Genomic DNA, 20,828 nt, shown 5'->3' with positions numbered 1-20,828 from the left:
TAGTGCGCCCGCTACGCGGTAATGAAGCCGAGCACCCCGCTCGCCGCCAGCACAACGACGATTGTGAGGAGGGCGAGTAACCCGAGGGAATACGCAGCGCCGCGGCGCAGAAGCTCGGGTTCGCTACCCGGGGCGCGCACCGCGGTAGCCGCAATCGCGAGGTTTTGCGGGCTCACGATTTTCCCGAGCCCGCCCCCGAGCTGGTTGGCGGCCAGGAGGAGATGCGGGTCGATGCCGGCCCCGGCCGCGGCGGTGGCTTGCAGGTTCCCGAAGAGTGCGGCCGAGGAGGTGGCCGAGCCGGTCACCGCGGTGCCGATCCAACCCAGGAACGCGGAGAGCGCCGCGAAAGCGGTGCCGGCCAGGGCCATGAAAGCGCCGATGGCCTGGGTCTGACCGGAGAAATTCATGACGTAGGCGAGGGCCATAATGGTGGCAATCGTTCCCACGGTGACGGCCAGGTTCGCCACGGTGGCACCCAGGGTAGCCAAGCCGGTGCGGAAAGAATAGGGGTAACGCCCGCCGGAGGAGCAGCGTGCGTACACGGCAGTGACCACCACTCCGGTGAGGAAAAGCATTGTCCCCGGGGAGGAGAGCCAGTTGAACGTAAAGGTGGTGGTGCTCAGAGCGTTACCGGCCTGGTCCACCAGGTGCCCGTGCAGGCCGGGCCAACCGAAGCTGATATCGGTTTGGGCCAGGAATTCGATGCGGCGCGGGCCGGTCGGGCCGGGCACGGTGACCCGCCACAACTTCGTGACCGCGAGGACCACCACAACCAGCAGGTAGGGAAGCAATCCCAAAAATACCCTGCTCGCGGAAATCTTCTCGCGGGCGGGGGCACTGGCGAATTCGGCCGGGGTGTGGGCCGGGTGCCAGCGCGTGAGCAGCACTGCCGTGAGCGCGAAGGAGAGGAGGGAGGCGATCACCGCGATAAGTTCGTGCGAAATGAAATTCGAGGCGATCACGTGCCCGGCCACCATGCCGATTCCGGCGGTGAGGGCCACCGGCCAGGTGTCTTTTACCCCGCGTTTGCCATCCACGATAAAGACGAGGAGGAGGGGAACGCCCACGGCTACCACGGGGATAATGCGCCCGGCCACCGCGGCTACGTCCATGGGATCGGCCACCCCGCCCATGCGGGCCACGGTGGTGAGGGGGATACCCATCGCGCCCAGGGCCACGTTAATACCGTTGCCCACCATGGTGGCCAGCGCGGCCTTGACCGGGGGCAAGCCGATGGCAAGTAGCATGGCGCAGCTGATGGCTACCGGCGCGCCAAAACCGGCCAGCCCTTCGATGAGGCCGCAGAAAATGAAGCCGATGAGGATGGTTTGCACTCGCATATCACCGCGGCCCAGCGCTGCGAAAACGGCCTGGACGTCTTTGCTGCGCCCTGAACTTTCGGTGAGGTTATACAGCCACACCGCCATGATGACGATGTAGCAAATGGGGAAGAGTCCGAATGCCGCTCCTTGGAGTGCGGAGAGCCCCGCTAGCTCAGCTGGCATCCCGAAACCGGTCACGGCGATGACCAGGGCCAGACCGAGGGAAATAAGGGAGCACCAGTGGGTGGCGACGGAAAATACTCCCAGGAGCACGAAGAACACCAGGAGCGGAAGCGCCGCCAGGAGGGCGGAAAGCCACAGTTGGCCGCCGACCGCATCGGGCGCGGGCGTGAAGGTAGCGCTGGTGAGGAGCGTGGAAGGGGGGAAGAGTGCGGAAAGCGGGCTCGGTACGGCGAGCAGCGCGGGGCTACAAGGCATTCCTTTATCGTACCGGGGCGGGAGCTGCCTTTATGATGACCTTATGGCTAGCCCGGACGTGAGATTATCCGCCGCGATGCGCGCGGCGCTGGCGCAAGATGCGCGGCTGGCTCTGCCGCATTGCGGGCACGGAGAACCCGTTGCGATGCAGGCACGCTACGAAGCCGAGCACCGCTGGTGGAATGAAGGCGGCTCGGAAGTGGCCTGGCACGCGGAGCAGCTTTCTACCCGGCACGGCGTGGTCCCGGTGCGCTTTTATCGGCCCGGATGCCGGTCACTTTCACCCGCGGGATCAGGTACGACGACGCAGTTCCCGGCGGGTGCCACCCGGCCTATCATCGTGTATCTGCACGGCGGGAGTTACTGTGTGGGCAGTCCGGCCACCCATGACCGCCTCACCCGCGAACTTGCCGCGGCTACCGGATGCGTGGTGGTCAGCGTGGACTATACGCTGGCGCCCCGAGCGCGCTATCCGCGCATATCTGAGGAATGTGAGGATGCGGTTGTGGAGCTGGCCCGGCGATACCCCGGGTATCCCATCGTGCTGGCGGGGGATTCGTGCGGGGCAACCTTGAGCCTGGGAACCTGGTGGCGGCTAGCGCGGCGGGCTGGTGAGGATGGGGCCGGTGCGGATGCGTGCCAGCGCGCGGCCCGGAGGCTGGCTGCTAAGCCGATAGTCGCGCTCGTTTTGTACTACGGTGAATATGGTTTGCCCGCCGCTGCCGTGCCGCCCGATAGCGTAAGCGGTGCCGATGGCACAGGCGGCGCCGATGGTATGAGTCCCGCTGACCGCGCCTACTATGATTCCCTCTACTTTTCTTCTCCCACCGAACGGGCCGCGGCCCCGGATATTGCGCTGCTGCGCACCGAGCTGCGCGGTTGCCCTCCCGTTTTCCTCGCGGCCGGGGAGTGCGATCCGCTCGTGGCCGATACCCGGGCCCTCGCCGCGCATCTCGAGGCACGCGCCGTGCGCACGCACCTGGAGGTTGTGCCCGGGGTGATGCATGCTTTTCTCCAGCGGGTGCGGTTACTGCCCGAAGCTGAGCGCATCATCGCTCATACCGCAGCGTTTCTAGCTGACGTTCTGGACCGCTCTGGCGGTCGCACCCGCAGCAATCGGTAGGTGGTAGCGGCCAGCAACTTCCTGGGCGAGGCCGTCCTCGATGAGTGAGGCGAGGGCGGGAACGAATCGCTTTTCACTCAGGTGGCTAGCCCGAAGCAAGTCCGGGCGAGTATATCCACCACGGTGTTCACGCAAAACCGCCATGATTTTTCCGCGTGCTTCCCGCTGGGTTCCGGTGAATTTCTGGGTGGTGCGCGGGGCGGCATTCTGTGGTTTCCCAGCCGCTAGCCAGCGGCATTCCGCGCGCAGCGGGCATATTGCGCAAGCTGGTTCGCGTGCCGTGCACACCAGGGCACCCAGCTCCATCAGAGCAGCGTTCCAGCGTGCCGCGCCCGGACCGTCCGCGGGAACAAGCGCATCGGCCAGGGTGCGTTCCCGGACTGTTTGATGGGCGGGCGGCAGAGCGACGCCGTCGTACACCCGCGCGAGCACCCGGCGGATATTCGTATCGAGCACAACTGAGCGTTGCTGAAAGGCGAAGGCGAGGAGGGCGTCGGCCGTATAGGGACCGATGCCGGGGAGCGCAAGGAGGTCCTCGCGGGTGCGCGGGATCTGGCCGCCGTGCCGTTCCACCAGGGCGATGGCGCATTCGCGCAGGCGCAGGGCGCGGCGTGGGTAACCGAGGCGCCCCCACATAATGAGCACATCGGCGGGCGCGGCCGCGGCGAGGTCGGCTGGGGTGGGCCAGCGTTCCAGCCAGGCCCGCCAGGCGGGTGCGACCCGGGCGACGGGGGTTTGTTGGCTCATCACTTCGCATACGAGAATCGCCCACGGGGAAGTGCCGGGCGCGCGCCACGGTAGTGGCCGCGCTGCGCCGTCGTACCACGATAAAAGATTCTTGAGCATTATCTGTAGTGTGCCGGAAACGCGGGGAATATGCACGTTTTGGTACCGTGGATCCGTGAAAGAAACGGGCGGAGAGCGCCGCGCGCACAAGCGGCCCACGGGTGCTGCGCCGCGGCGTGGCCGCGAGCAGCGGGAGGATCAGGCTGGGCGAGCCGCGCGCATGAAGCGCGGGGAGAATCAGCGCGAGCGCCCGGTTCGCGGAAAAGAGCGCGGCTCGGAGCGTCGCGCAGCCCCTTCGGCAGCATCGGAGCGCGGGCAGCGCAGCAACCGGGCGGGCATGCCGGCAGCTCGGCAGCGCGCTGGCGAAGTACGTACCGGGCAGTCGCGCGGTGATCAGAAGCGCGGCGGGCAACAAAGGTCAGCTCAGCAGGGTGTAAGCCGGCAGCGGCGAAACCCCCGGGATCACGTAAACCGGGAGCGCGTCAATCGGGAGCGGGCGGGCCAAGCACGAGCGGGTCAAGAGCGGGAAATTCGGGAGCGTCGTGCGCGGGAACGTACTTCCCGGGAGCGCGCGCCCCGGGAACGCGCTGGGCAGGCGCGTGCCGGGCAGCGCACTAGCCGGGAACGCCAGGCACCTACCCGGCGGCGTCGTACGTTGCCGGCCGGATCGCGGCAGCAGAGGCAGGTCCGGGAAAAGGCTACGATTCTCGCCCGTTTGGAGCCGAAGCATTGGTTGTGGATTTTCGCTGCGCTCGCGGTGGTTATTGGTGCGGTTGTGACGTTTAGGTTCGCGGCTTCGCGCTCTCAGGAACATGCGGAAGCTCAGGCTGCGGTTCCGACGGCTTTTTATGAGCCGGTGGCCTGCACTCCGGATATGCTGCGGATGCGGGTGACGAATAATGAACGCGGTGCGGGAGCTCCGGTGTCTTTCTCCGTGGAGCTGACGAATAAGTCGACCACGAATCCGTGTTATGTGGATGCCGGGTGGGGCAACCTTAATGTGTCGATTACTTCCGGCGGGCACCAGGTGGCGAATACCGCGGCCTGCCGGGCCGGGGAGGAACACCGGCGTTTGCTGCTGGATCGTGGGATGGATGCCGTGACCACGGTGACGTGGCCGGGCGGGAACGAGGGCGCCGGGTGCGGTAGCTCGGGTTCGCTATCTACGCCGGGCACGTACAAGGCGGAAGCTATTTTTGCCGACGGCGCAGCTTCTCCCGCGACCGCGGTTTTTGAGCTGATGACCGGGGGCGGGGCGCAACCCGCTCGTCCGAATGATGAGGCCGGTTCTGAAGCGAGTACGGACGCCAGCCCGGCTCCTAGCACGGAGGCGAATCCCGCTGCGAACGGTGCGGAAGGCGCGCAAGGTGATCCTCAAGGAACGGCACCCGCTCCGGAAACTGGTAACGGAGAAGGCGCCGAGGCACCTGCCCCGGAGGGTGATTCTGAAGCTGCAAACTAACTAGCTAACCAGCTAGCTAGCCAGATCCTGCCGGTTGCTCTACTGCCTATGTGCGGTGGCTACCTCCTATTCGGTGGGGAGCACCGATTCCAGGGCCTGGCGTATATCCGCGCAGCGCTGCACCCGAATCCCCTCGGGTAGTTTCGAGCTATCAGTGCGTTCGGGCACAATCGCGAGGGTGAAACCGAGCCGTGCGGCTTCGTTGAGGCGTTGGGGGAGCCCGGTAACCGGGCGGAGCTCTCCGGTTAGGGCAACTTCCCCGATGGCGATCACTCCGGGGGCGAGTGGCAGATCCACGTAGGCCGAGGCCAGCGCCAAGGCAATAGCGGCATCCGCAGCCGGTTCACTGGCCTGCGCCCCACCCACCGTGGACACAAAAATATCTTTCTGATCCAAACTCAAGCCCAGGCGTGACTGGAGTACCGCGACCATCATGGCCACCCGTGCGGAGAGCACCCCGGAATTGGTGCGCTGCGGCCGCCCGGAAGCAGGTACCACCAGCCCCTGTACTTCCACCGGCATGGGCCGCCGCCCTTCGAGAGTCATGGATACGCAGGTGCCGGGCACCGTGTGATCACGGGCGGAGAGGAACAACCCGGACGGATCGGGAAGCCCCACAATTCCATTTTCGGTGAGTTCAAAACACCCCACTTCATCGGTAGCGCCGTAGCGGTTCTTCACCGCGCGTACCAGGCGCAGCCGCGAGTGTTTATCCCCTTCAAACTGGCACACCACATCAACCAGATGTTCCAGAACGCGAGGCCCGGCAATGGAGCCATCTTTCGTGACGTGCCCGACCAACACCACCGGTAGGCCGTGCGTTTTGGCCACGCTCACGAGCGCCGCGGTGACGGCCCGCACCTGCGCCGGGCCACCGGCCGTTCCAGCTACCTCCGCATCGGCCAAGGTTTGCACCGAGTCCACGATAAGCAGGGAAGGCCGGGCATTCTCAATATGCCCCAGAGCTCGCCCGATATCACTTTCCGAGGCAAGAAGCAGATGTTCATCCATCGCCCCGATGCGTTCCCCGCGCAGGCGCACTTGGGATGCGGATTCCTCCCCGGAGATATAGAGAACCGGCGCCCGCCCCGCGCCCGCAGCAGCGCGCGCGGCCTTCGCCGCCACATCCAAGAGCAAGGTAGATTTCCCCACTCCCGGTTCCCCGGCGAGCAATACCACTGCCCCGGGAACTAAACCACCCCCGAGTACCCGATCCAATTCAGATACCCCGGTAGGGATTTTTTGCGCGGCGGTAGCCGGCACGGAGGTAATAGGTTGCGCCGGTGAGGTAGGGGCTAACGCGGCCGGAGCTGCTGAGGGCGCGGCCGGACTCTGCTGCTCAAGCGTGCCCCACGAGCCGCACCGCGCGCAGCGGCCCATCCATTTGCCGGTGGACCACCCACACTCGCTGCATTCGTACACGGTTGCCGGTTGTTTTGCCATGCCTCCATCCTAGAGGGGGCCTCCGACATAAAAATCGCTACCGAGCTGAACCCACCGCAGGAATCCAGCCCTGCCTGTTGGCGAACTCCTCCAGCAACTCGGTATCGCCAGACACAATAATCGTGTCATCGGCCCCGATGAGGGTGTCCTCGGTGGCGTACTCGAAGGGTTGGTTCGGGGCCTTCACCCCGATAATCCGCACCCCGAAACGCTCGCGAATACGCGATTTTGCGATGGTGAAGCCGCGAATTTCCCGCGGCGGCCGCATTTTCACGATGGAGAAGCCGTCCTCCATCTCGATATAGTCGAGCATTCGGCCTGAGACCATATGTGCCACGCGCGTTCCGGCGTCGTACTCCGGATAAATAACGTGGTGCGCGCCGATGCGTCGCAAAATCCGCCCGTGCGCACGCGAAACCGCTTTCGCCCAAATCTGCGGAATCCCCAGGTCAACCAGGTTCGCGGTCACCAGCACGGAGGCCTCCAACGAGGTCCCCACGCCCACCACGGCCACGGTGAAATCCCCGGCGCCCACCTGGTCGAGCACCTCCATGCTGGTGGCGTCACCTTCCACCACCCGCAGGCGGTGGCTCCAGCGCTGCGCGGTATCGGGATTCTTTTCGACGACGAGCACGTCACGCCCCAAATCATCGAGCGTGGTGGCGATAGCGGTCGAAAAACGCCCCAGCCCCACCACGAGGATGGCTTGTTCATCGCGCGTATCCGGCATAGCCGCCCTTTCTCCGGTCACAATATCTCTGGCTCGTAGTCTAACGCTCCGCGTCAAAATTCTTGTCGTAAGCCCGTGTCACCATAGAGTCATGCAGCAACCCTGCGTAAACATACTCAACCGATATCGAAGAAAGGTAGGTCATTATGGAACAGTATCTCGTGGTACGTGAAATATCTCGATGTAAAAGATGAAGGTTTGTCACGGGAACACTCGTGATGGGAACTTCGCACGGTTTAGGATAAAGGCATCCGCCGGTTATCGGCCCGGGTAGGTAGGGGATGTTATGAAGGATTGGCGCGCGCTTGCGCTAGGCCTTATCAATGCGCTCGTAGTGGCCGCGATTGGCGGCGGGGTTGCTTATCTGACGGTCACCCTTCTCAACCACATTTTCCCGCCGGCAACCCCGAATGCCATTGCCCCGGCCATAGTGGTCGCGGTGCTTATGTTCATCTCTTCTTTGCGCAGTATTTTTAGGAACGACGGCGGCGCAGCCGGCACGAAACACCGTGGCTCGCGTAGGTAAATTCTGGGATTAGCGGCGTACCAGCTCAGCCAATAATCGGTCGTTCCTCGGGCAGCCGGATGGTGCGGCGTCGTGACCGTAGCGCCAAAGCGGCCGCGAGCGTCATCGTGCCCGTGCGCCCAAAGAACATGAGGAGCACCAGCACAAACTTCGCGCTCGCCGGCAGTGCCCCGGTGATCCCGGTGCTTAAACCGCAGGTAGCGAAAGCTGAAATCACCTCAACCAGAATCTCGGAGAAGGTGAAATTCGTCAGCTGAAGCAGTGCCACCGAACCGGTCACCACCATGATCCCGCCGGCGAAGGTCGCTGCGATAGCCAGGCGCAACACCTCGGCAGGGATACGCTTACCGAAAGCTTCCGTATCGCGATCACCCCGCGCCTCGGCGCGAATGGCCAGCAAAAGCACCGCGAAAGTCGTTACCTTAATGCCGCCTGCCGCAGAAGCTGAACCGCCACCGATAAACATGAGGGAGTCCAGGAGAATCCACGACGTTTCACCCATTGCCCCCACATCGATTGTGGTCAAGCCCGTGGAACGCGCATCTACCGAAAGTGTGAGCGCGGCGTTGATTTTATCGGCTACCGCCAGATTGCCCAGGGTATTCGGGTTATTCCATTCCAGGACCGCCAGGAAAACCGCGCCGAGCACCGCCAAGCTGATATAGGTCACCAGCGTGATTTTCGTGGTCACAGACCATTTGCGCGGGCGGGCACGATGACGCCACATATCCAAGACCACCGGGAAGCCAATGGCCCCGGCAACAGTCCCCAAAATAATCGGGATAGTCAGCGCCCACTGACCCACATACGGGCTCACGCCCTCGGGCATGATCACGAAGCCGCCGTTATTAAAGATGGAGACTGCCATGAAATAGGAATGCGAGAGAGCGTGAAGGAGGGCCTCGCCATTACGCAAGAAGAAGGGGAGGAGGGCCAGGAATAAGATGGCCTGCGCCGTCGAGGCCACAATAATAACCGCGCGCAGCAGCGTACCCACTTCGCCCAGGCTCGATTGATTTTCTTCCGCGGTGAGCATGCGTTGGGTGAGCCCCACGTGTCTCGAAACCGCCCGCCCCAGAATCGAGGCGAGTGTCATGACGCCCAAGCCACCCACAATGAGCCCGAAAGAAATGAAAAGCTGTCCCCAAACCGACCAATACGTGGCGGTATCAACCGTCACCAAACCGGTCACACATACGGAGGACGTCGCGGTAAAGAGTGCATCAATAAAAGGAGCGCTCTTTCCCGTGGTGGTAGCCAAGGGCAAAGACAGTGCGGCGGTGAGAAGCAAAATAATGAGCGCGAAGATCAACAGAGCCAAACGAGCTGGCCGATCCCGCGCCACTCGATCCACGCGCCCACCCGCAGCCGCCAGGCGATCACGCCAGCTCAGGCGTGCGGATGCCACCTCAGGGTGTGCTGCCATGGGCGTCCTCCGGGTCCTCGAGCTACCGGCTGCGGCCAAGAAAAGCGCCGCGTACCTGTTCCGTAGTATATTCCCCTGCCGTCAAGATCATGGTTAAAAAGCTGTGAACGCTGAGAATATGGGATATCCTTGCTGTAGCTGTTGCCGATGTGGCAAAAAATTACTCCAGGATGATGGGATGAACCAGATGCAGATGCCTTCGTCTCCGCAGTTTTACACCGTCGCGGAAGTGGCTGAATTGACGCGTGTCTCGAAGATGACCGTCTATCGCATGGTTCACGCCGGCGATCTGCCGGCCGTGCGGGTGGGAAGTTCCTACCGGGTACCCGCCAGCGCCGTCGAAGCGCTCCTGTCCGGAAATAGCGCCCCGCAACAGCGCGTGGTGGGGGAATAGTTCGGCGCGCGGCCGGTACGGCGTCGTTACCCGAAACGGTGGCGGTCCGGAGCGGTTGTGAATTTAACCGTGTTCTGATTCACGCGCTACGCATAGGCGGGCGCGGGCCGGTAAGATACTGTGATGTTCCATCGGGGCGATTCCCCGCGATCTAGTTTTGGAGGTGCCTGTGGGTTCCGTTATTAAGAAGCGCCGCAAGCGTATGTCGAAGAAAAAGCATCGTAAGCTGCTGCGTAAAACTCGCCACCAGCGTCGGAACAAGAAGTAGTTCCCCGCGTGCGGAAGGGCCCGGATGTCCGGGCCTTTTTGTTTTGGTACGGCGATACCGTAGAAAATCGGTAAGTGAAAGTGCTCACATATTTATGAGGTATTGCCCGGATGAACCTTGACAATTCGGGCAAAGATACATATCAATATGACTATTGAGGTAAGGCTCGCCTTTCTTAAAAAGAGAATGTAACTCCGAGTTATGTTCGTACAAAGGTATACTTCACATGATGCTATGGTTTGCGGTGTTGCACAGGCATGCAGATGCCGGGTGCGGCACCGTGAAACAGCACCGCTTAAGGCCTTTCGCCCCAGCGTTCCCACGTGGGAAAATGAGGAGAAGTGACGTCATCGTTCACCCGGTGGAAGCCGGGTGCGTTGCGTCCGGCGTGGGCGCAACGACGTAATGAAGACTCGCACGTCCCGTGTGAGTTACCGTTAATGTCACGACGTGACATCGTGCCTGACGAAGGGAAGAATCTCATGGCCGCGGAAGTTCGCTGGCTTTCTGAAGAGGAACAATTTGCCTGGCGCGCGTATCTGCGCGCGACAGCCGTGACCGCAGAGGCGCTTAATCACGCACTCATGGTCAATTACAATTTGTCATTGAACGAATATGACGTTCTCGCCCGTCTCTCCGAGGCGGAAAATCGCTGCATGCGGATGTCGACTCTCGCTGATGTGATGGTACATTCCCGCTCGCGGCTCACCCACACCGTCCGCCGCCTCGAGGCGCGCGGCTTGGTAGCCCGTTCCGCCAACGCGCATGACCGGCGCGGGGTGGATTGCACTCTCACCGATGCTGGTTTCGCGCTGCTCGAGAAGGCGGCCGTCACCCACGTCATGTCAGTTCGCGCTCACCTCGTGGACAAACTCGGTCACGATGACTTTCTCAAGATGGGCGAGCTGTGTGCCCGCCTCGTGGGTAACCCCGCGGATATTTGGTAGACGTTCGGGCACGCCGGTCGGAGTGAGCTCCCCCAGGGAACTTAGCTTTGTCCGGCCGGCAGCTCCCGGTGCCGTAGACTGGCATCATGATTGACGTAACAGTTGTTCACCTGGTCCGCCACGGAGAGGTGGATAACCCCAGCGGCGAACTTTACGGCCGCCAACCCGGTTTTCACCTCACCGATCTGGGCCGGGAGATGGCCGGCAGCGTTCGGGATTTCTTTCGCGGGCATGATGTCCGCGCGGTGATATCCTCTCCGCTCGAACGGGCTATTGAAACTGCCACACCTACCGCGCACCTCTTCGACCTCGAGATTAGCACCGACGCCAATCTCATCGAAGCGGGCAATAATTTCGAGGGCATCAACGTCAACCGGAATCGGTGGATCTTGGCCTCCCCGAAATTCTGGCCGTGGTACATCAACCCCTTCCGGCCCTCCTGGGGTGAGCCATATACGGATATCGCAGCGCGTATGACGAATGCGGTGCGCAGCGGGCTCGCAGCAGCGCGCGGCGGCGAAGCGGTACTTGTGTCCCATCAGCTTCCAATTTGGACGCTGCGCTCCTTCGTGGAGGGGCGCTCCCTCGCCCACGACCCGCGCCGGCGCCAGTGCGCGCTGTGTTCGGTGACCTCGTTAACATTCCAGGGCACCAGTTTGGTGGCGGTGGATTATGCCGAACCCGCGGCTGAACTCCTGGCCCGGGCACGCGATATCACGCCGGGGATCTCCGCGGCTGATGAAAACCGCGGAGACTGATCTGGAACTCCGCGGGAGTTACGGTGGCTAGACGCTAACGGAAGCGTGTGCCGCGCGGTTCCGCGCGGCGGCTAGTCCTGCGCGGGCCGCGTGGGTTGCGACCCTTCAGAACCCTCAGAATCCTCGGGATTATCCGGGTGCTTTCCGGTCGCTTCGGGCTTGCTTGTTCCGTGAGACTCACCCGCGGTGGGGGAGTTCGATGCGGCGTCGTTCTCACGCTGTTGCCGTTCCCATTCGCGGAAACGGTTTTCCGCGTCCAAGCGGGACAGGAAGTCCGGATCGTCGTCGGGTGCAACGGGGCGACGGCGCCGCTGCGAAGAGGAGCGACCCCGCCCAAAAGAACCGAGTGAGATATTTTGCTGCGGGAACTTGACCGGGAAAGAAAAAGCGATCCATAGCAGTGACCCGAGAACCGGCACCAGAACCGTGAGGGCGAGCCATGCCGGCTTACGCAGTCGGCCGGGCATGCGGGTGGTGTCTGTGCGGATGACGTCAATGATGCCGTAAATCCAGATGCTGATGGCAAGAAGTGCCATAATTACTCGGGCCATGCCACCATCTTAGTCGTTCGCACCGGAGGCTACAGCCGCCTAGACCAAGAGCGAACTGGCCCAGAAAGACACCAGGACCGCCAACGCGAAAGCGAGCTCGGTAATGCCGGTGGTTTTTAGCACCGGGATGAGACCCCGCCCCTGCGCGCGGGAAGGACCGCGGCTCAGCATCCGCCAGCTATTGCGGAAAGCAATAGCGAAGGCGGGTAGATAAAGGAGGAGGGAGGCCTGGTGGGTGCTCGGCGCCAAAGCCAGAACGACGCCGCATCCCATCGCCACCGCGAGCATCACAACATAGACGCGCCGTGCCCAGGTATCGCCCAAGCGCACCGCGAGGGTATGTTTCCCGGTGACGGCGTCGGTGGGAATATCGCGAATATTATTGGCCATGAGGATGGCGCAGGCAATGAGGCCAACGGCGCTAGCGGCAACCCAGGCTTGCCAGGGCACCGTACCTCCCTGGATATAGACGGTGCCGGCGGTAGCTACCAGACCGAAGAAAATGAAAACAAAAACTTCGCCCAGGCCCATATATCCGTAGGGGTGGCGCCCGCCGGTATAGAACCAGGCGGCTAGCAGTGCTGCCACGCCCACTCCGATCAGCCACCACTGCCCGCACCAGGCAATAATGATGAGACCCACGAGCGCCGCGAGGGCAAAGCAGGTGAGGGCCACCGCGAGCACCACCCCCGGGCGTACCGTTCCGCCACCCGTGAGGCGGGGCGGGCCGGTGCGGTGATCATCAGTGCCGCGGATCCCGTCGGAATAGTCGTTCGCAAAATTCACGCCGATCTGCAAGAGCAGAGCGAGAACGAAAGCCAAGGCAAGAATCGGGCCGTATAGCGTCCCTTCCCACAGCGCGATTCCAGCCCCGGCGATCACGGGGGAAACACTCGCGGGAAGGGTGCGAACGCGCGCACCTTCGAGCCAATCAGTAACAGTTGCCACGGCCGCTTATTCTATCGAGAGGAACCCCTTGAGCGCATCACCCGCACCGCGAGGGATTTACGCCGGGTACTCCGGGTGCAAAGCCACGCCGCCCGGGGCTCCGGGCACGGAAGGATGATGCGGGATATCCGAGGCGTGCGGGGTGAGGTATCCCGTTGCCATCGTTTCGGGCGGGCGGGTGCGGAACAACCGCGAGAAAGCTTCCACCACGAGGCCGAGGCCAATCCCGATGAAAATGAGGTACCAGTGCAGGTCGTAACTGGCGCTGGCCAGCTCCATTCCCTGCGCCGTCATCTTGGCCGAACCGCGGGTGATACCCCAGATCACCGCGGTGGTTGCCCCGAATCCGAAAGGCATAACCGTCCAGGCGATAGCACCAAATTCCATGCGCGGATCGCGCGAACGGCCCCAGCGGTAGGCCGTCCACACCAGGGCGAGAGCCATCGAGATCATCGCAACGATGGCGGGGACGGTAGCCAGGTGCTCCCAGAGCAGCAGCGTGGTATCACCCTGGGCATTCGGCCCCATTCCCACGCCGGTGGCGTCATACATCGCGGCGAAGGAGGCCCCCACCGCCCCGAACATGGTCATAACTCCGGTGGTGAGGAAGAAGGGGAAGGCCACGAGGAGCAGCTCGATACTTGCATCCTTGCGGACGATGAGGTCAATTCCGAAAGCGAGGGCGGAAATGCAGCTCACCAGGATAAAAGCGGTGAAGGCCAGGCGTACCGCGTGCGCGTAGGTGGGAATGGAGGAAGCGGCCGTGAGGGTGAAGCGGTTACGCGGCGTGGATTTCACCGTGGTCATGCGCCCAAATCCGGCGGCGAATAGTCCGAGCGGAAGGCAGGTGAGCGCCGTGAAAAGAGGGCTTGCCTGCAAGGCAAGTGGCGGAATCGCCTGGCCCATGAAGGAACCGCCGGGGCTCAGATCCACCTGCATGAACGCAGCTAGCCCGGCACCGATGGCCGCCAGCACGCCTGCCGATACCCAGGCCGGAATCCATACCAGCAGGGTGGAATTTCGCTTGCCCCGACCCACCCACTGGTTGAGGAAGTAGATGATGAGACCGATGAGGAGGGTGAGGGTGAGAGCGGGAACGAAGAAACTTATATCAAAAAGATTCGGTTCCGCCACGACTCTCGCGGTGCCGCCCAGGGCCAGCAGCAAGGTAAGGGCCGCCCACTTCGGGGCGGTGAGGATCTCAGCGAGGTTCACCCCGCCCATGTCGAGACCGCTCATGCCGCTCATGCCGCGCAGCCCGAGCCACGCGAAGAAGAGCGTGATAAGGAAGGTGACCGCCACCGCGATCACGGGGCTGAGCAGAGCTACAACCCAGGTACGGGCGCCAAAATCGCGGCGCACATCGGCCAGCAGCGGCGGTGTCATAGCTGGCATAGACGTGGGCAGGGACATTATGACTCCTCAATTCGTGACTTCTTTTTCAGTCTAGTCGCCGCTTGACGGAAAATCGCCGGTTTGAGGTCCCGCGGGGCGCCCGCAGAACCCGCGGACTCCCCGTGGATGCGCCCCGGCTGGAATTTCACTCTTGCCAAATACGCCCAAGCTGGTTGAATAGAGGGCATGTCTGCACGTGCACAACTCAGCAAAGATCCGCGCGCCGTCGCCGGAATGTTCGACCAGGTCGCTCCGCGCTACGACCTGAGCAATGACCTGCTTAGCTTCGGGCAGGTGCGGCTGTGGCGCCGCTACGTCACCGAAGCTCTGCGTATTGAGGAGGGGATGGAGATCCTCGACCTGGCCTGCGGGACCGGCACCTCCACCGAACATTTTGCCCGGGTAGGGGCGCGTGTGGTGGGTGCCGATTTTTCGGATGGAATGCTCGAGGTTGCACGCCTGCGCCACCCTGATCTGCGTTTTGTGCAAGCCGATGCCTGCGATCTTCCCTTCGCGGATAACACGTTCGACGCCGTGACCATTTCCTACGGCCTACGTAATATCCACGATCCCCTGCGGGCCCTCCACGAAATGGCCCGCGTGACGCGCCCGGGCGGGCACGTGGTTATCGCGGAATTTTCCACGCCGACCTGCGCGCCTTTCCGCACCCTCTACCACGGCTACCTGCGCCACGTACTCCCGCGGGTGGCAGCCCTGGCCTCCTCGGACGGTCCGGCCTACGCCTATCTCATGGAGTCGATTATCGACTGGCCCGATCAACGCACGCTGGCCGGTTGGCTGCACGAAGCCGGGTGGCGCGACGTTGAATACCGTAATATGTGCAACGGGATCGTTGCGCTGCACCGCGCTACCCTGCCGGCGGCACACTGAGGCATCGGGCCGCGGGCCGGCGCACCATCGGAAAGCTAGGATTGGCTATCGTGAAAGACCTGACTGTCGAAGAGCTACTCACCCGTGTGGGGGAGCGGCTCGGCGTCGTCGAAAATAAGCTGGACGCGGCCACGCGTTTTGGTGACCTGCGCGTGGATCCGATCACCACGTATCTTGCCGAGGCGGGTGGGAAGCGGATGCGGCCGGCCTTGGCCTTGCTCTGCGGGTATGTGGGCCCGGAGCCGGAATCCGAGCGGGTCGAGCACGTGGCGGTGGCGATGGAGCTCACGCATCTGGCCTCGCTTTATCACGATGACGTCATGGATGAAGCTCCGCTGCGGCGCGGGGTCCCGGCCGCGCATCGCAATTACGGGAATTCCGCGGCGATTATGGCCGGAGATATTCTCTTTTCGCGCGCCTCGTCCATGATGGCGGACCTGGGGCCGCGGGCGGTTAAAGATTACGCGGAAACTTTCCGGCGCCTGTGCACCGGGCAGCTGCTGGAAACCGTGGGGCGCGCACCGGAGGTGTCCCCGCGGGCGCACTACCTGGAGGTTCTTGCCGGGAAAACCGGGTCGCTTATTGCTGCCTCGGCACGCGAAGGCGTTTTTGCCGCGGCGGGTAACCGGGAGGCCGAGTACGCCGCAGTTGCCGCCCAGGTGCAAGAATTCGGTGAAAACGTGGGGATCGCCTTCCAGATCGCCGATGACTATATCGATGTTGTTTCCGAAGAAACCGGTAAAGAACAGGGCACGGACCTGCGTGAATCGGTGGATACCATGCCCACGATACTGCTGCGCGAACGTGCTGCCGCGGGGATATTGGACGACGACGGCCAGGCGATCTTGGCGGAATTAGACCGCGGGGACTTGGCCGGGCAGCGCCTTGACACGGTGCTCGGCGCGCTGCGCAATCATTCGGTTATGGCAGAAACCCGCGCGCTTGCCGAGGAATGGGCGGCGCGGGCCGTGGCCGCCATCGCTAACCTGGAGAACGCGGCGGTACGGGAAGCCCTGACGCAATATGCCCGCTCGGTGGTGGACCGCACGGTCTAGGTAGCCGGCTGGCCGCGCCGGTGAAAAACTGAGCGTAATGAAGAACGCAAAGCTAATGGTGAAAGAGGTGGGGCGGGGCGCGCTTCTACCCCGTACAATTGCATCCGTATGCCCACGGTAAGGAGCTCGACGAAGTGGCACGCTTGATTGATCGTATCCTTCGCGCCGGCGAAGGCCGCACGCTGAAGAAGCTGAAGAACATCACCGCGCAGGTCAATGCGCTCGAAAGTGATATCTCGGCAATGAGTGATGAGGAGTTGCGCGCGCAAACTGATAGCTTCAAGGAGCGCCTCAGCGAGGGAGAAACCCTCGATGACATCCTCCCCGAAGCTTTCGCCACGGTGCGCGAAGCGGCGGTGCGGACCATCGGCCAGCGTCCCTATGACGTACAGGTTATGGGCGGGGCGGCCCTCCACCTGGGCAATATTGCCGAAATGAAAACCGGTGAAGGTAAAACGCTCGTGGCAACTATGCCCGCCTACCTCAATTCGCTCACCGGTGAGGGCGTGCACGTGGTCACGGTTAATGATTACCTGGCCTCCTACCAGTCAGAACTCATGGGGCGCGTCTACCGCTTCCTCGGGGTGACCACCGGGTGTATTCTCACCGGGCAAACTCCCGAACAGCGCCGCGAACAATACAATGCGGATATCACCTACGGAACCAATAATGAATTTGGTTTCGATTACCTGCGTGACAATATGGCCTGGCGTACCAGTGAGTTGGTGCAGCGTGGGCATAATTTCGTCATCGTTGACGAAGTTGACTCCATTCTTATTGACGAAGCGCGTACCCCGCTGATTATTTCCGGCCCGGCCGAAGGCGATGCTAATAAGTGGTATCGCGAATTCGCGCGCCTGGTGCTACGGATGCGGCGCGATACCGATTACGAAGTAGATGAGAAAAAGCGCACCGTGGGTGTGCTCGAAGCGGGAATTGACAAGGTCGAAGATGCCCTGGGTATCGATAACCTTTACGAATCCCTCAATACCCCGCTTATCGGCTACCTGAATAATGCAATTAAGGCCAAGGAGCTTTTCGAACGGGACCGCGATTACGTAGTGCTCAACGGCGAAGTGCTTATCGTGGACGAACACACCGGGCGTGTGCTGCCCGGGCGGCGCTACAACGAAGGCATGCACCAGGCGATTGAAGCGAAGGAAGGTGTGGAGATCAAGGCGGAGAACCAGACTCTGGCCACGATCACCCTCCAGAACTACTTCCGCCTGTACAACAAGCTTTCGGGCATGACGGGTACGGCAGAAACCGAAGCTGAGGAATTCGCCTCGACATATAAGCTCGGCGTCGTTCCTATTCCCACGAATAAGCCGATGATCCGCAAGGACGAACAGGATCTTATTTATTCCACTCGTGCCGGCAAGCTGCGCGCGGTGGTGGAAGATATTGTGGAGCGCCACGAAAAGGGGCAGCCTGTTCTTGTGGGTACTGCCTCGGTGGAAGCTTCCGAAGAGCTTTCCGATTTGCTCGCGCGTGAAGGCATTGAACATCAGGTCCTCAACGCGAAGCAGCACGAACGCGAAGCGCGCGTGGTGGCCGAAGCCGGGCGTAAGGGCGCGGTGACGGTGGCTACCAATATGGCCGGCCGCGGTACCGACATTATGCTGGGCGGCAACCCCGAACACCGCGCGGTGGATGCGCTGGCCGCTCGGGGCCTGAGCCCGGAAGAAACCCCGGAAGAATACGAGGCTGCCTGGCCCGCAGAGCTGGCGCGCCAGCAGGAAGCCGTTAAGGCCGAACACGAAGAAGTGGCCGAATTGGGCGGCTTGTATGTGCTCGGTTCGGAGCGGCACGAATCTCGGCGTATCGATAACCAGCTGCGCGGGCGCAGTGGGCGCCAGGGCGACCCGGGCGAATCCCGCTTCTACCTTTCCCTGGAAGATGACCTGCTTCGGCTGTGGGGTCAGGGCATGGCCGGGCGGATGCTCAGCTACGCTGTGGACGACGACGCTCCTATCGAAACGAAGCAGATGTCGAAGAACGTTTCGCGGGCCCAAACTGAAAATGAGGCGCGGAACGCGGAAATGCGTAAGAACGTCCTCAAGTACGACGACGTTATGAACGACCAGCGTACCGTGGTGTACACCGAGCGGCGTTCCATCCTCGAGGGTGAAAATATGGAGTCCATGGTGCAGGGCTTCCTCGATTTCGTGGTTGATGACGTGGTCAGCGCCCACACCTCCGATGATAATGAGGAAGCCTGGGATCTTTCCGCGCTGTGGACGGACCTCAAGGGCTACTACACTCCCGGTTTCACCGCGGAGGAATACCTCGATGAGATCGGTGGGCCTTCCCAGCTGGATCGCACCGCACTCAAGCGCGAGCTCACCGATGATATTCACGCCCATTACGAGGAGCGCGAAGCGGAAGTCGGTGAGGAAAATATGCGCGAACTGGAACGCCAGATCGTGCTGTCCGTGCTCGACCGCAAGTGGCGCGAACACCTCTACGAAATGGATTACCTCAAGGAAGGTATCGGCCTGCGCGCCATGGCGCAGCGTGATCCGCTCGTTGAATACAAGGACGAGGGCTACCGCATGTTCCAGGCGATGAACGACAATATCATGTCGGAAACCGTCCGGTACCTCTTCAAGTTCGAGCTTCCTTCCGAACGTGCAGCGCGCCTGGAAACTGAGGCTCAGGTGACCGGCCCGGTCACCGTTGCGGGGAATGCTGCGGCGGGCATGGCTGGCCCGGGGGTGGCGATTCACGCCAGCGGTGCGGGGAGCGCCGAACAGGTGTCCGCTTCCCAGCAGGCCCTGCGTGCCGCACAGGAACAGCAGCGTGAGTTGCTGGCGGAAAAGCAGAGGGCTTTGCAGGCCGCGGTGGGCGAGGGCGCGGCAGGTGCCTCCGGTCAGCGCGTGACCGCGGAATCCCTCGGGATTAAGCAGCCGAAGCGCCAGCAGAACGTTTCGTATTCCTCGGCGGCGAAGGATGGCTCCGGGGAGACGGAAACCACCGGTTCGCGCGGTGCCGCACGCGGTGGCCGCGGCGGTGCGGGTGGTTCCGGTGGCGGTAACCGGGCTCAGCGCCGGGCCGCGGCGAAGCAGAATAAGAAGCGGCGCCGCTAGACGGTAGGCCGTTAGGCGGCAAGCCAGGCGATAAGCCGCTAGGGCGATAGACATACGGGAGCCGGTCGGTCACGTGCGCGATAGTTACGTGACCGACCGGCACTTGTGTTTAATCGCTTTGGGTTCGTGTTCTTTCGTCCTGCGTTTCGTTTACCCAATTTCAAGGGCGACGACGATCCAGCGGCCCCTGAGGAATTCCAGGCGCATCGCAACCGCATGGTTTCGCTCGCCCGAACATACGCAGGCGATGACCTCGGCTACGCGCCGGCGCGGATGCGTTATTTTGAGTGTGGAAATTCGCAGGTCCCCGAGCCAGGGCGCTTTCCCCTTAATGCGCATCGCCAGACCCGCCCGGCGTACCAGTGCCGCGAAAACCTCCGGGATGAGGTGCGGGCGCACATATCCGGGAGCGCGGTGGCCCAGCAGCACCTCGATGGAGTAGGTAATCATTCCGGCGGCGAAGCGATGCGGTGGCCGGATTCCGGGCGGCAGTGGATCATCGAGGGTTGCCATTTCTTCACGCCAAATATCCCGGTAGGGTGTGGCGGATAGCGCGAGCCGGTTCCATTGGTGCAGTTCGGGTTTACCCGGCGTGGCCGCGGGGCTAGTGGTGTTACTACCGCTATCGGTGGCCTCAACGTCGGTGGTCGGTTCGCTGGTATCTACGCGCACGATGCCATGGCCGGGTGGTACGCCGTCGGTGGGATCCGCATCGGTGGAGTTCGCGTTAGGGGGATGCGCGTTAGGGGGATGCGCGTTAGGGGGATGCGCGTTGGTGGAGCCCGCGTTGGGGGCGGGTTGGCTATCCCGAGGGGTAGCGGAAATTTCCTCGGATTCGGCGGTGCCCGGCGGCGCGTTCTCCGCTACGCAGGTGTCTTCCTCGTGGGGCACGTGCGGGAAAGGCGGGTGGCGGGTGACCGCCCGATATTGTGTCACTTCCGCTAGTTGTACCTGATCGAAGGCAGAGACTATTTCATTAATCTCTGGCTGCGCATAAACGGGAGGTGGTGCGGGTGGGAGCCGGGATACCCGAATTGTTTCCGGTTCTTCTGGCTCGTGGTGGGGAGTCGAACCCGACTGGCTCTCCGATGTGACTTCTTCAGGAGACGGCAGATCCTGACCCGCAGCGCTGGATATGGGCGGCGGCTCGGGGTGCGCGGGCGCCGTCGTTTCGGTAGCACCGGGGGTATTTTCGGTATGCGGGGCAGTGGACATGTCGTCTCCTTGAGAGCGTGGGATAGGGGGATAGACCTCGGTGACCGAGGCAAGCTGGATG

General features: G+C 62.5%; 19 protein-coding genes. 10 read left to right on the top strand and 9 right to left on the bottom strand.

Annotated elements, in window-relative coordinates; translation table 11 throughout:
* Window positions 1-11: 11 nt before the first annotated feature.
* Window positions 12-1,760 carry an L-lactate permease gene (locus ACTFPK_RS06750; protein ID WP_016441792.1) on the bottom strand — a complete coding sequence of 583 codons (1,749 nt, stop codon included), beginning with the start codon at window positions 1,758-1,760 and terminating at the stop codon, window positions 12-14.
* A gap of 43 nt (window positions 1,761-1,803) precedes the next feature.
* Here ACTFPK_RS06750 and ACTFPK_RS06745 point away from each other — a divergent pair, with 43 nt between their 5' ends.
* Window positions 1,804-2,883, top strand: a complete 1,080-nt coding sequence (locus tag ACTFPK_RS06745; protein ID WP_274732393.1) for an alpha/beta hydrolase fold domain-containing protein — start codon at window positions 1,804-1,806, stop codon at window positions 2,881-2,883.
* Here the strand turns inward: ACTFPK_RS06745 and ACTFPK_RS06740 are convergent.
* Entirely contained in the window at window positions 2,833-3,729 is an 897-nt protein-coding gene (locus tag ACTFPK_RS06740; protein ID WP_016441790.1) for an A/G-specific adenine glycosylase, read from the bottom strand. The genes ACTFPK_RS06745 and ACTFPK_RS06740 overlap by 51 nt on opposite strands.
* A 55-nt stretch (window positions 3,730-3,784) precedes the next feature.
* Between ACTFPK_RS06740 and ACTFPK_RS06735 the strand changes: the two genes are divergently transcribed.
* Window positions 3,785-5,131: a hypothetical protein gene (locus tag ACTFPK_RS06735; RefSeq protein ID WP_439911351.1), complete on the top strand. Its 1,347-nt coding sequence runs from the start codon at window positions 3,785-3,787 to the stop codon at window positions 5,129-5,131.
* Between the two features lie 66 nt (window positions 5,132-5,197).
* Here ACTFPK_RS06735 and radA read toward each other — a convergent pair whose 3' ends face one another.
* On the bottom strand, window positions 5,198-6,574 hold the full coding sequence (gene radA, locus ACTFPK_RS06730) for a DNA repair protein RadA (protein WP_016441788.1): 1,377 nt from the start codon (window positions 6,572-6,574) through the stop codon (window positions 5,198-5,200).
* Between the two features lie 37 nt (window positions 6,575-6,611).
* Window positions 6,612-7,304, bottom strand: coding sequence for a potassium channel family protein (locus ACTFPK_RS06725; RefSeq protein ID WP_016441787.1), 693 nt, complete (start codon window positions 7,302-7,304; stop codon window positions 6,612-6,614).
* A 286-nt stretch (window positions 7,305-7,590) separates the two neighbouring features.
* Here ACTFPK_RS06725 and ACTFPK_RS06720 point away from each other — a divergent pair, with 286 nt between their 5' ends.
* Window positions 7,591-7,830: a hypothetical protein gene (locus ACTFPK_RS06720; RefSeq protein WP_016441786.1), complete on the top strand. Its 240-nt coding sequence runs from the start codon at window positions 7,591-7,593 to the stop codon at window positions 7,828-7,830.
* A gap of 25 nt (window positions 7,831-7,855) precedes the next feature.
* Here the strand turns inward: ACTFPK_RS06720 and ACTFPK_RS06715 are convergent, their stop codons facing one another.
* Window positions 7,856-9,256, bottom strand: a complete 1,401-nt coding sequence (locus tag ACTFPK_RS06715) for a TrkH family potassium uptake protein (RefSeq protein ID WP_016441785.1) — start codon at window positions 9,254-9,256, stop codon at window positions 7,856-7,858.
* Between the two features lie 187 nt (window positions 9,257-9,443).
* On the opposite strand from ACTFPK_RS06715, the gene ACTFPK_RS06710 reads away from it, so the two are divergent.
* From ACTFPK_RS06710 to ACTFPK_RS06695, 4 genes are all read left to right on the top strand, one after another.
* The gene (locus tag ACTFPK_RS06710) at window positions 9,444-9,650 is read left to right on the top strand and encodes a helix-turn-helix domain-containing protein (protein WP_039898405.1); all 207 of its coding nucleotides are present in this window, start codon (window positions 9,444-9,446) and stop codon (window positions 9,648-9,650) included.
* Between the two features lie 163 nt (window positions 9,651-9,813).
* Window positions 9,814-9,918, top strand: a complete 105-nt coding sequence (locus ACTFPK_RS06705) for a 30S ribosomal protein bS22 (RefSeq protein WP_425541650.1) — start codon at window positions 9,814-9,816, stop codon at window positions 9,916-9,918.
* A gap of 440 nt (window positions 9,919-10,358) precedes the next feature.
* Window positions 10,359-10,865: a MarR family winged helix-turn-helix transcriptional regulator gene (locus ACTFPK_RS06700; protein ID WP_016441783.1), complete on the top strand. Its 507-nt coding sequence runs from the start codon at window positions 10,359-10,361 to the stop codon at window positions 10,863-10,865.
* An 86-nt stretch (window positions 10,866-10,951) separates the two neighbouring features.
* Complete coding sequence (locus ACTFPK_RS06695; RefSeq protein ID WP_016441782.1) at window positions 10,952-11,623, top strand: histidine phosphatase family protein; 672 nt, start codon at window positions 10,952-10,954, stop codon at window positions 11,621-11,623.
* 71 nt (window positions 11,624-11,694) lie between these two features.
* On the opposite strand, the gene ACTFPK_RS06690 is transcribed toward ACTFPK_RS06695, so the two are convergent.
* From ACTFPK_RS06690 to ACTFPK_RS06680, 3 genes are read right to left on the bottom strand one after another with little or no spacing between them, the layout of a single operon-like run.
* Window positions 11,695-12,174 (bottom strand): PLD nuclease N-terminal domain-containing protein, encoded by a 480-nt coding sequence (locus ACTFPK_RS06690; protein WP_274732395.1) that lies wholly within the window; start codon window positions 12,172-12,174, stop codon window positions 11,695-11,697.
* Between the two features lie 39 nt (window positions 12,175-12,213).
* Window positions 12,214-13,122 carry a 1,4-dihydroxy-2-naphthoate polyprenyltransferase gene (locus ACTFPK_RS06685; protein WP_126135908.1) on the bottom strand — a complete coding sequence of 303 codons (909 nt, stop codon included), beginning with the start codon at window positions 13,120-13,122 and terminating at the stop codon, window positions 12,214-12,216.
* A gap of 57 nt (window positions 13,123-13,179) precedes the next feature.
* Window positions 13,180-14,535 (bottom strand): hypothetical protein, encoded by a 1,356-nt coding sequence (locus ACTFPK_RS06680; RefSeq protein ID WP_274778309.1) that lies wholly within the window; start codon window positions 14,533-14,535, stop codon window positions 13,180-13,182.
* Between the two features lie 168 nt (window positions 14,536-14,703).
* Here ACTFPK_RS06680 and ubiE point away from each other — a divergent pair, with 168 nt between their 5' ends.
* The 3 genes from ubiE to secA all read left to right on the top strand — a co-directional run bounded on the left by ubiE (window position 14,704) and on the right by secA (window position 19,552).
* Complete coding sequence (ubiE, locus tag ACTFPK_RS06675; RefSeq protein WP_274732397.1) at window positions 14,704-15,408, top strand: bifunctional demethylmenaquinone methyltransferase/2-methoxy-6-polyprenyl-1,4-benzoquinol methylase UbiE; 705 nt, start codon at window positions 14,704-14,706, stop codon at window positions 15,406-15,408.
* A 50-nt stretch (window positions 15,409-15,458) separates the two neighbouring features.
* Window positions 15,459-16,463, top strand: a complete 1,005-nt coding sequence (locus ACTFPK_RS06670; protein ID WP_274778308.1) for a polyprenyl synthetase family protein — start codon at window positions 15,459-15,461, stop codon at window positions 16,461-16,463.
* Window positions 16,464-16,597: 134 nt separating this feature from the next.
* The gene (secA, locus tag ACTFPK_RS06665) at window positions 16,598-19,552 is read left to right on the top strand and encodes a preprotein translocase subunit SecA (protein ID WP_274732399.1); all 2,955 of its coding nucleotides are present in this window, start codon (window positions 16,598-16,600) and stop codon (window positions 19,550-19,552) included.
* Between the two features lie 150 nt (window positions 19,553-19,702).
* Here the strand turns inward: secA and ACTFPK_RS06660 are convergent, their stop codons facing one another.
* Entirely contained in the window at window positions 19,703-20,767 is a 1,065-nt protein-coding gene (locus ACTFPK_RS06660; RefSeq protein WP_274732400.1) for an Rv3235 family protein, read from the bottom strand.
* Window positions 20,768-20,828 lie beyond the last annotated feature (61 nt).

It is taken from the genome of Actinotignum sp. UMB0459, from assembly GCF_051905915.1.
GTDB lineage: Bacteria > Actinomycetota > Actinomycetes > Actinomycetales > Actinomycetaceae > Actinotignum > Actinotignum sanguinis.
The sequence above is the reverse complement of the archived record's forward strand: the minus strand, read 5'-3'. Positions and strand labels throughout refer to the sequence as shown.

Bases quoted from the DNA above. Each gene is read 5' to 3' on its own strand.
- ACTFPK_RS06750 (WP_016441792.1), bottom strand. From the start codon at position 1,760: ATGCCTTGTAGCCCCGCGCTGCTCGCCGTACCGAGCCCGCTTTCCGCA.
- ACTFPK_RS06740 (WP_016441790.1), bottom strand. From the start codon at position 3,729: ATGCTCAAGAATCTTTTATCGTGGTACGACGGCGCAGCGCGGCCACTA.
- ACTFPK_RS06680 (WP_274778309.1), bottom strand. From the start codon at position 14,535: ATGTCCCTGCCCACGTCTATGCCAGCTATGACACCGCCGCTGCTGGCC.
- ACTFPK_RS06690 (WP_274732395.1), bottom strand. From the start codon at position 12,174: ATGGCCCGAGTAATTATGGCACTTCTTGCCATCAGCATCTGGATTTAC.
- ubiE (WP_274732397.1), top strand. From the start codon at position 14,704: ATGTCTGCACGTGCACAACTCAGCAAAGATCCGCGCGCCGTCGCCGGA.
- ACTFPK_RS06725 (WP_016441787.1), bottom strand. From the start codon at position 7,304: ATGCCGGATACGCGCGATGAACAAGCCATCCTCGTGGTGGGGCTGGGG.
- radA (WP_016441788.1), bottom strand. From the start codon at position 6,574: ATGGCAAAACAACCGGCAACCGTGTACGAATGCAGCGAGTGTGGGTGG.
- ACTFPK_RS06715 (WP_016441785.1), bottom strand. From the start codon at position 9,256: ATGGCAGCACACCCTGAGGTGGCATCCGCACGCCTGAGCTGGCGTGAT.
- ACTFPK_RS06700 (WP_016441783.1), top strand. From the start codon at position 10,359: ATGTCACGACGTGACATCGTGCCTGACGAAGGGAAGAATCTCATGGCC.
- ACTFPK_RS06745 (WP_274732393.1), top strand. From the start codon at position 1,804: ATGGCTAGCCCGGACGTGAGATTATCCGCCGCGATGCGCGCGGCGCTG.
- ACTFPK_RS06720 (WP_016441786.1), top strand. From the start codon at position 7,591: ATGAAGGATTGGCGCGCGCTTGCGCTAGGCCTTATCAATGCGCTCGTA.
- ACTFPK_RS06660 (WP_274732400.1), bottom strand. From the start codon at position 20,767: ATGTCCACTGCCCCGCATACCGAAAATACCCCCGGTGCTACCGAAACG.
- ACTFPK_RS06710 (WP_039898405.1), top strand. From the start codon at position 9,444: ATGCAGATGCCTTCGTCTCCGCAGTTTTACACCGTCGCGGAAGTGGCT.
- ACTFPK_RS06695 (WP_016441782.1), top strand. From the start codon at position 10,952: ATGATTGACGTAACAGTTGTTCACCTGGTCCGCCACGGAGAGGTGGAT.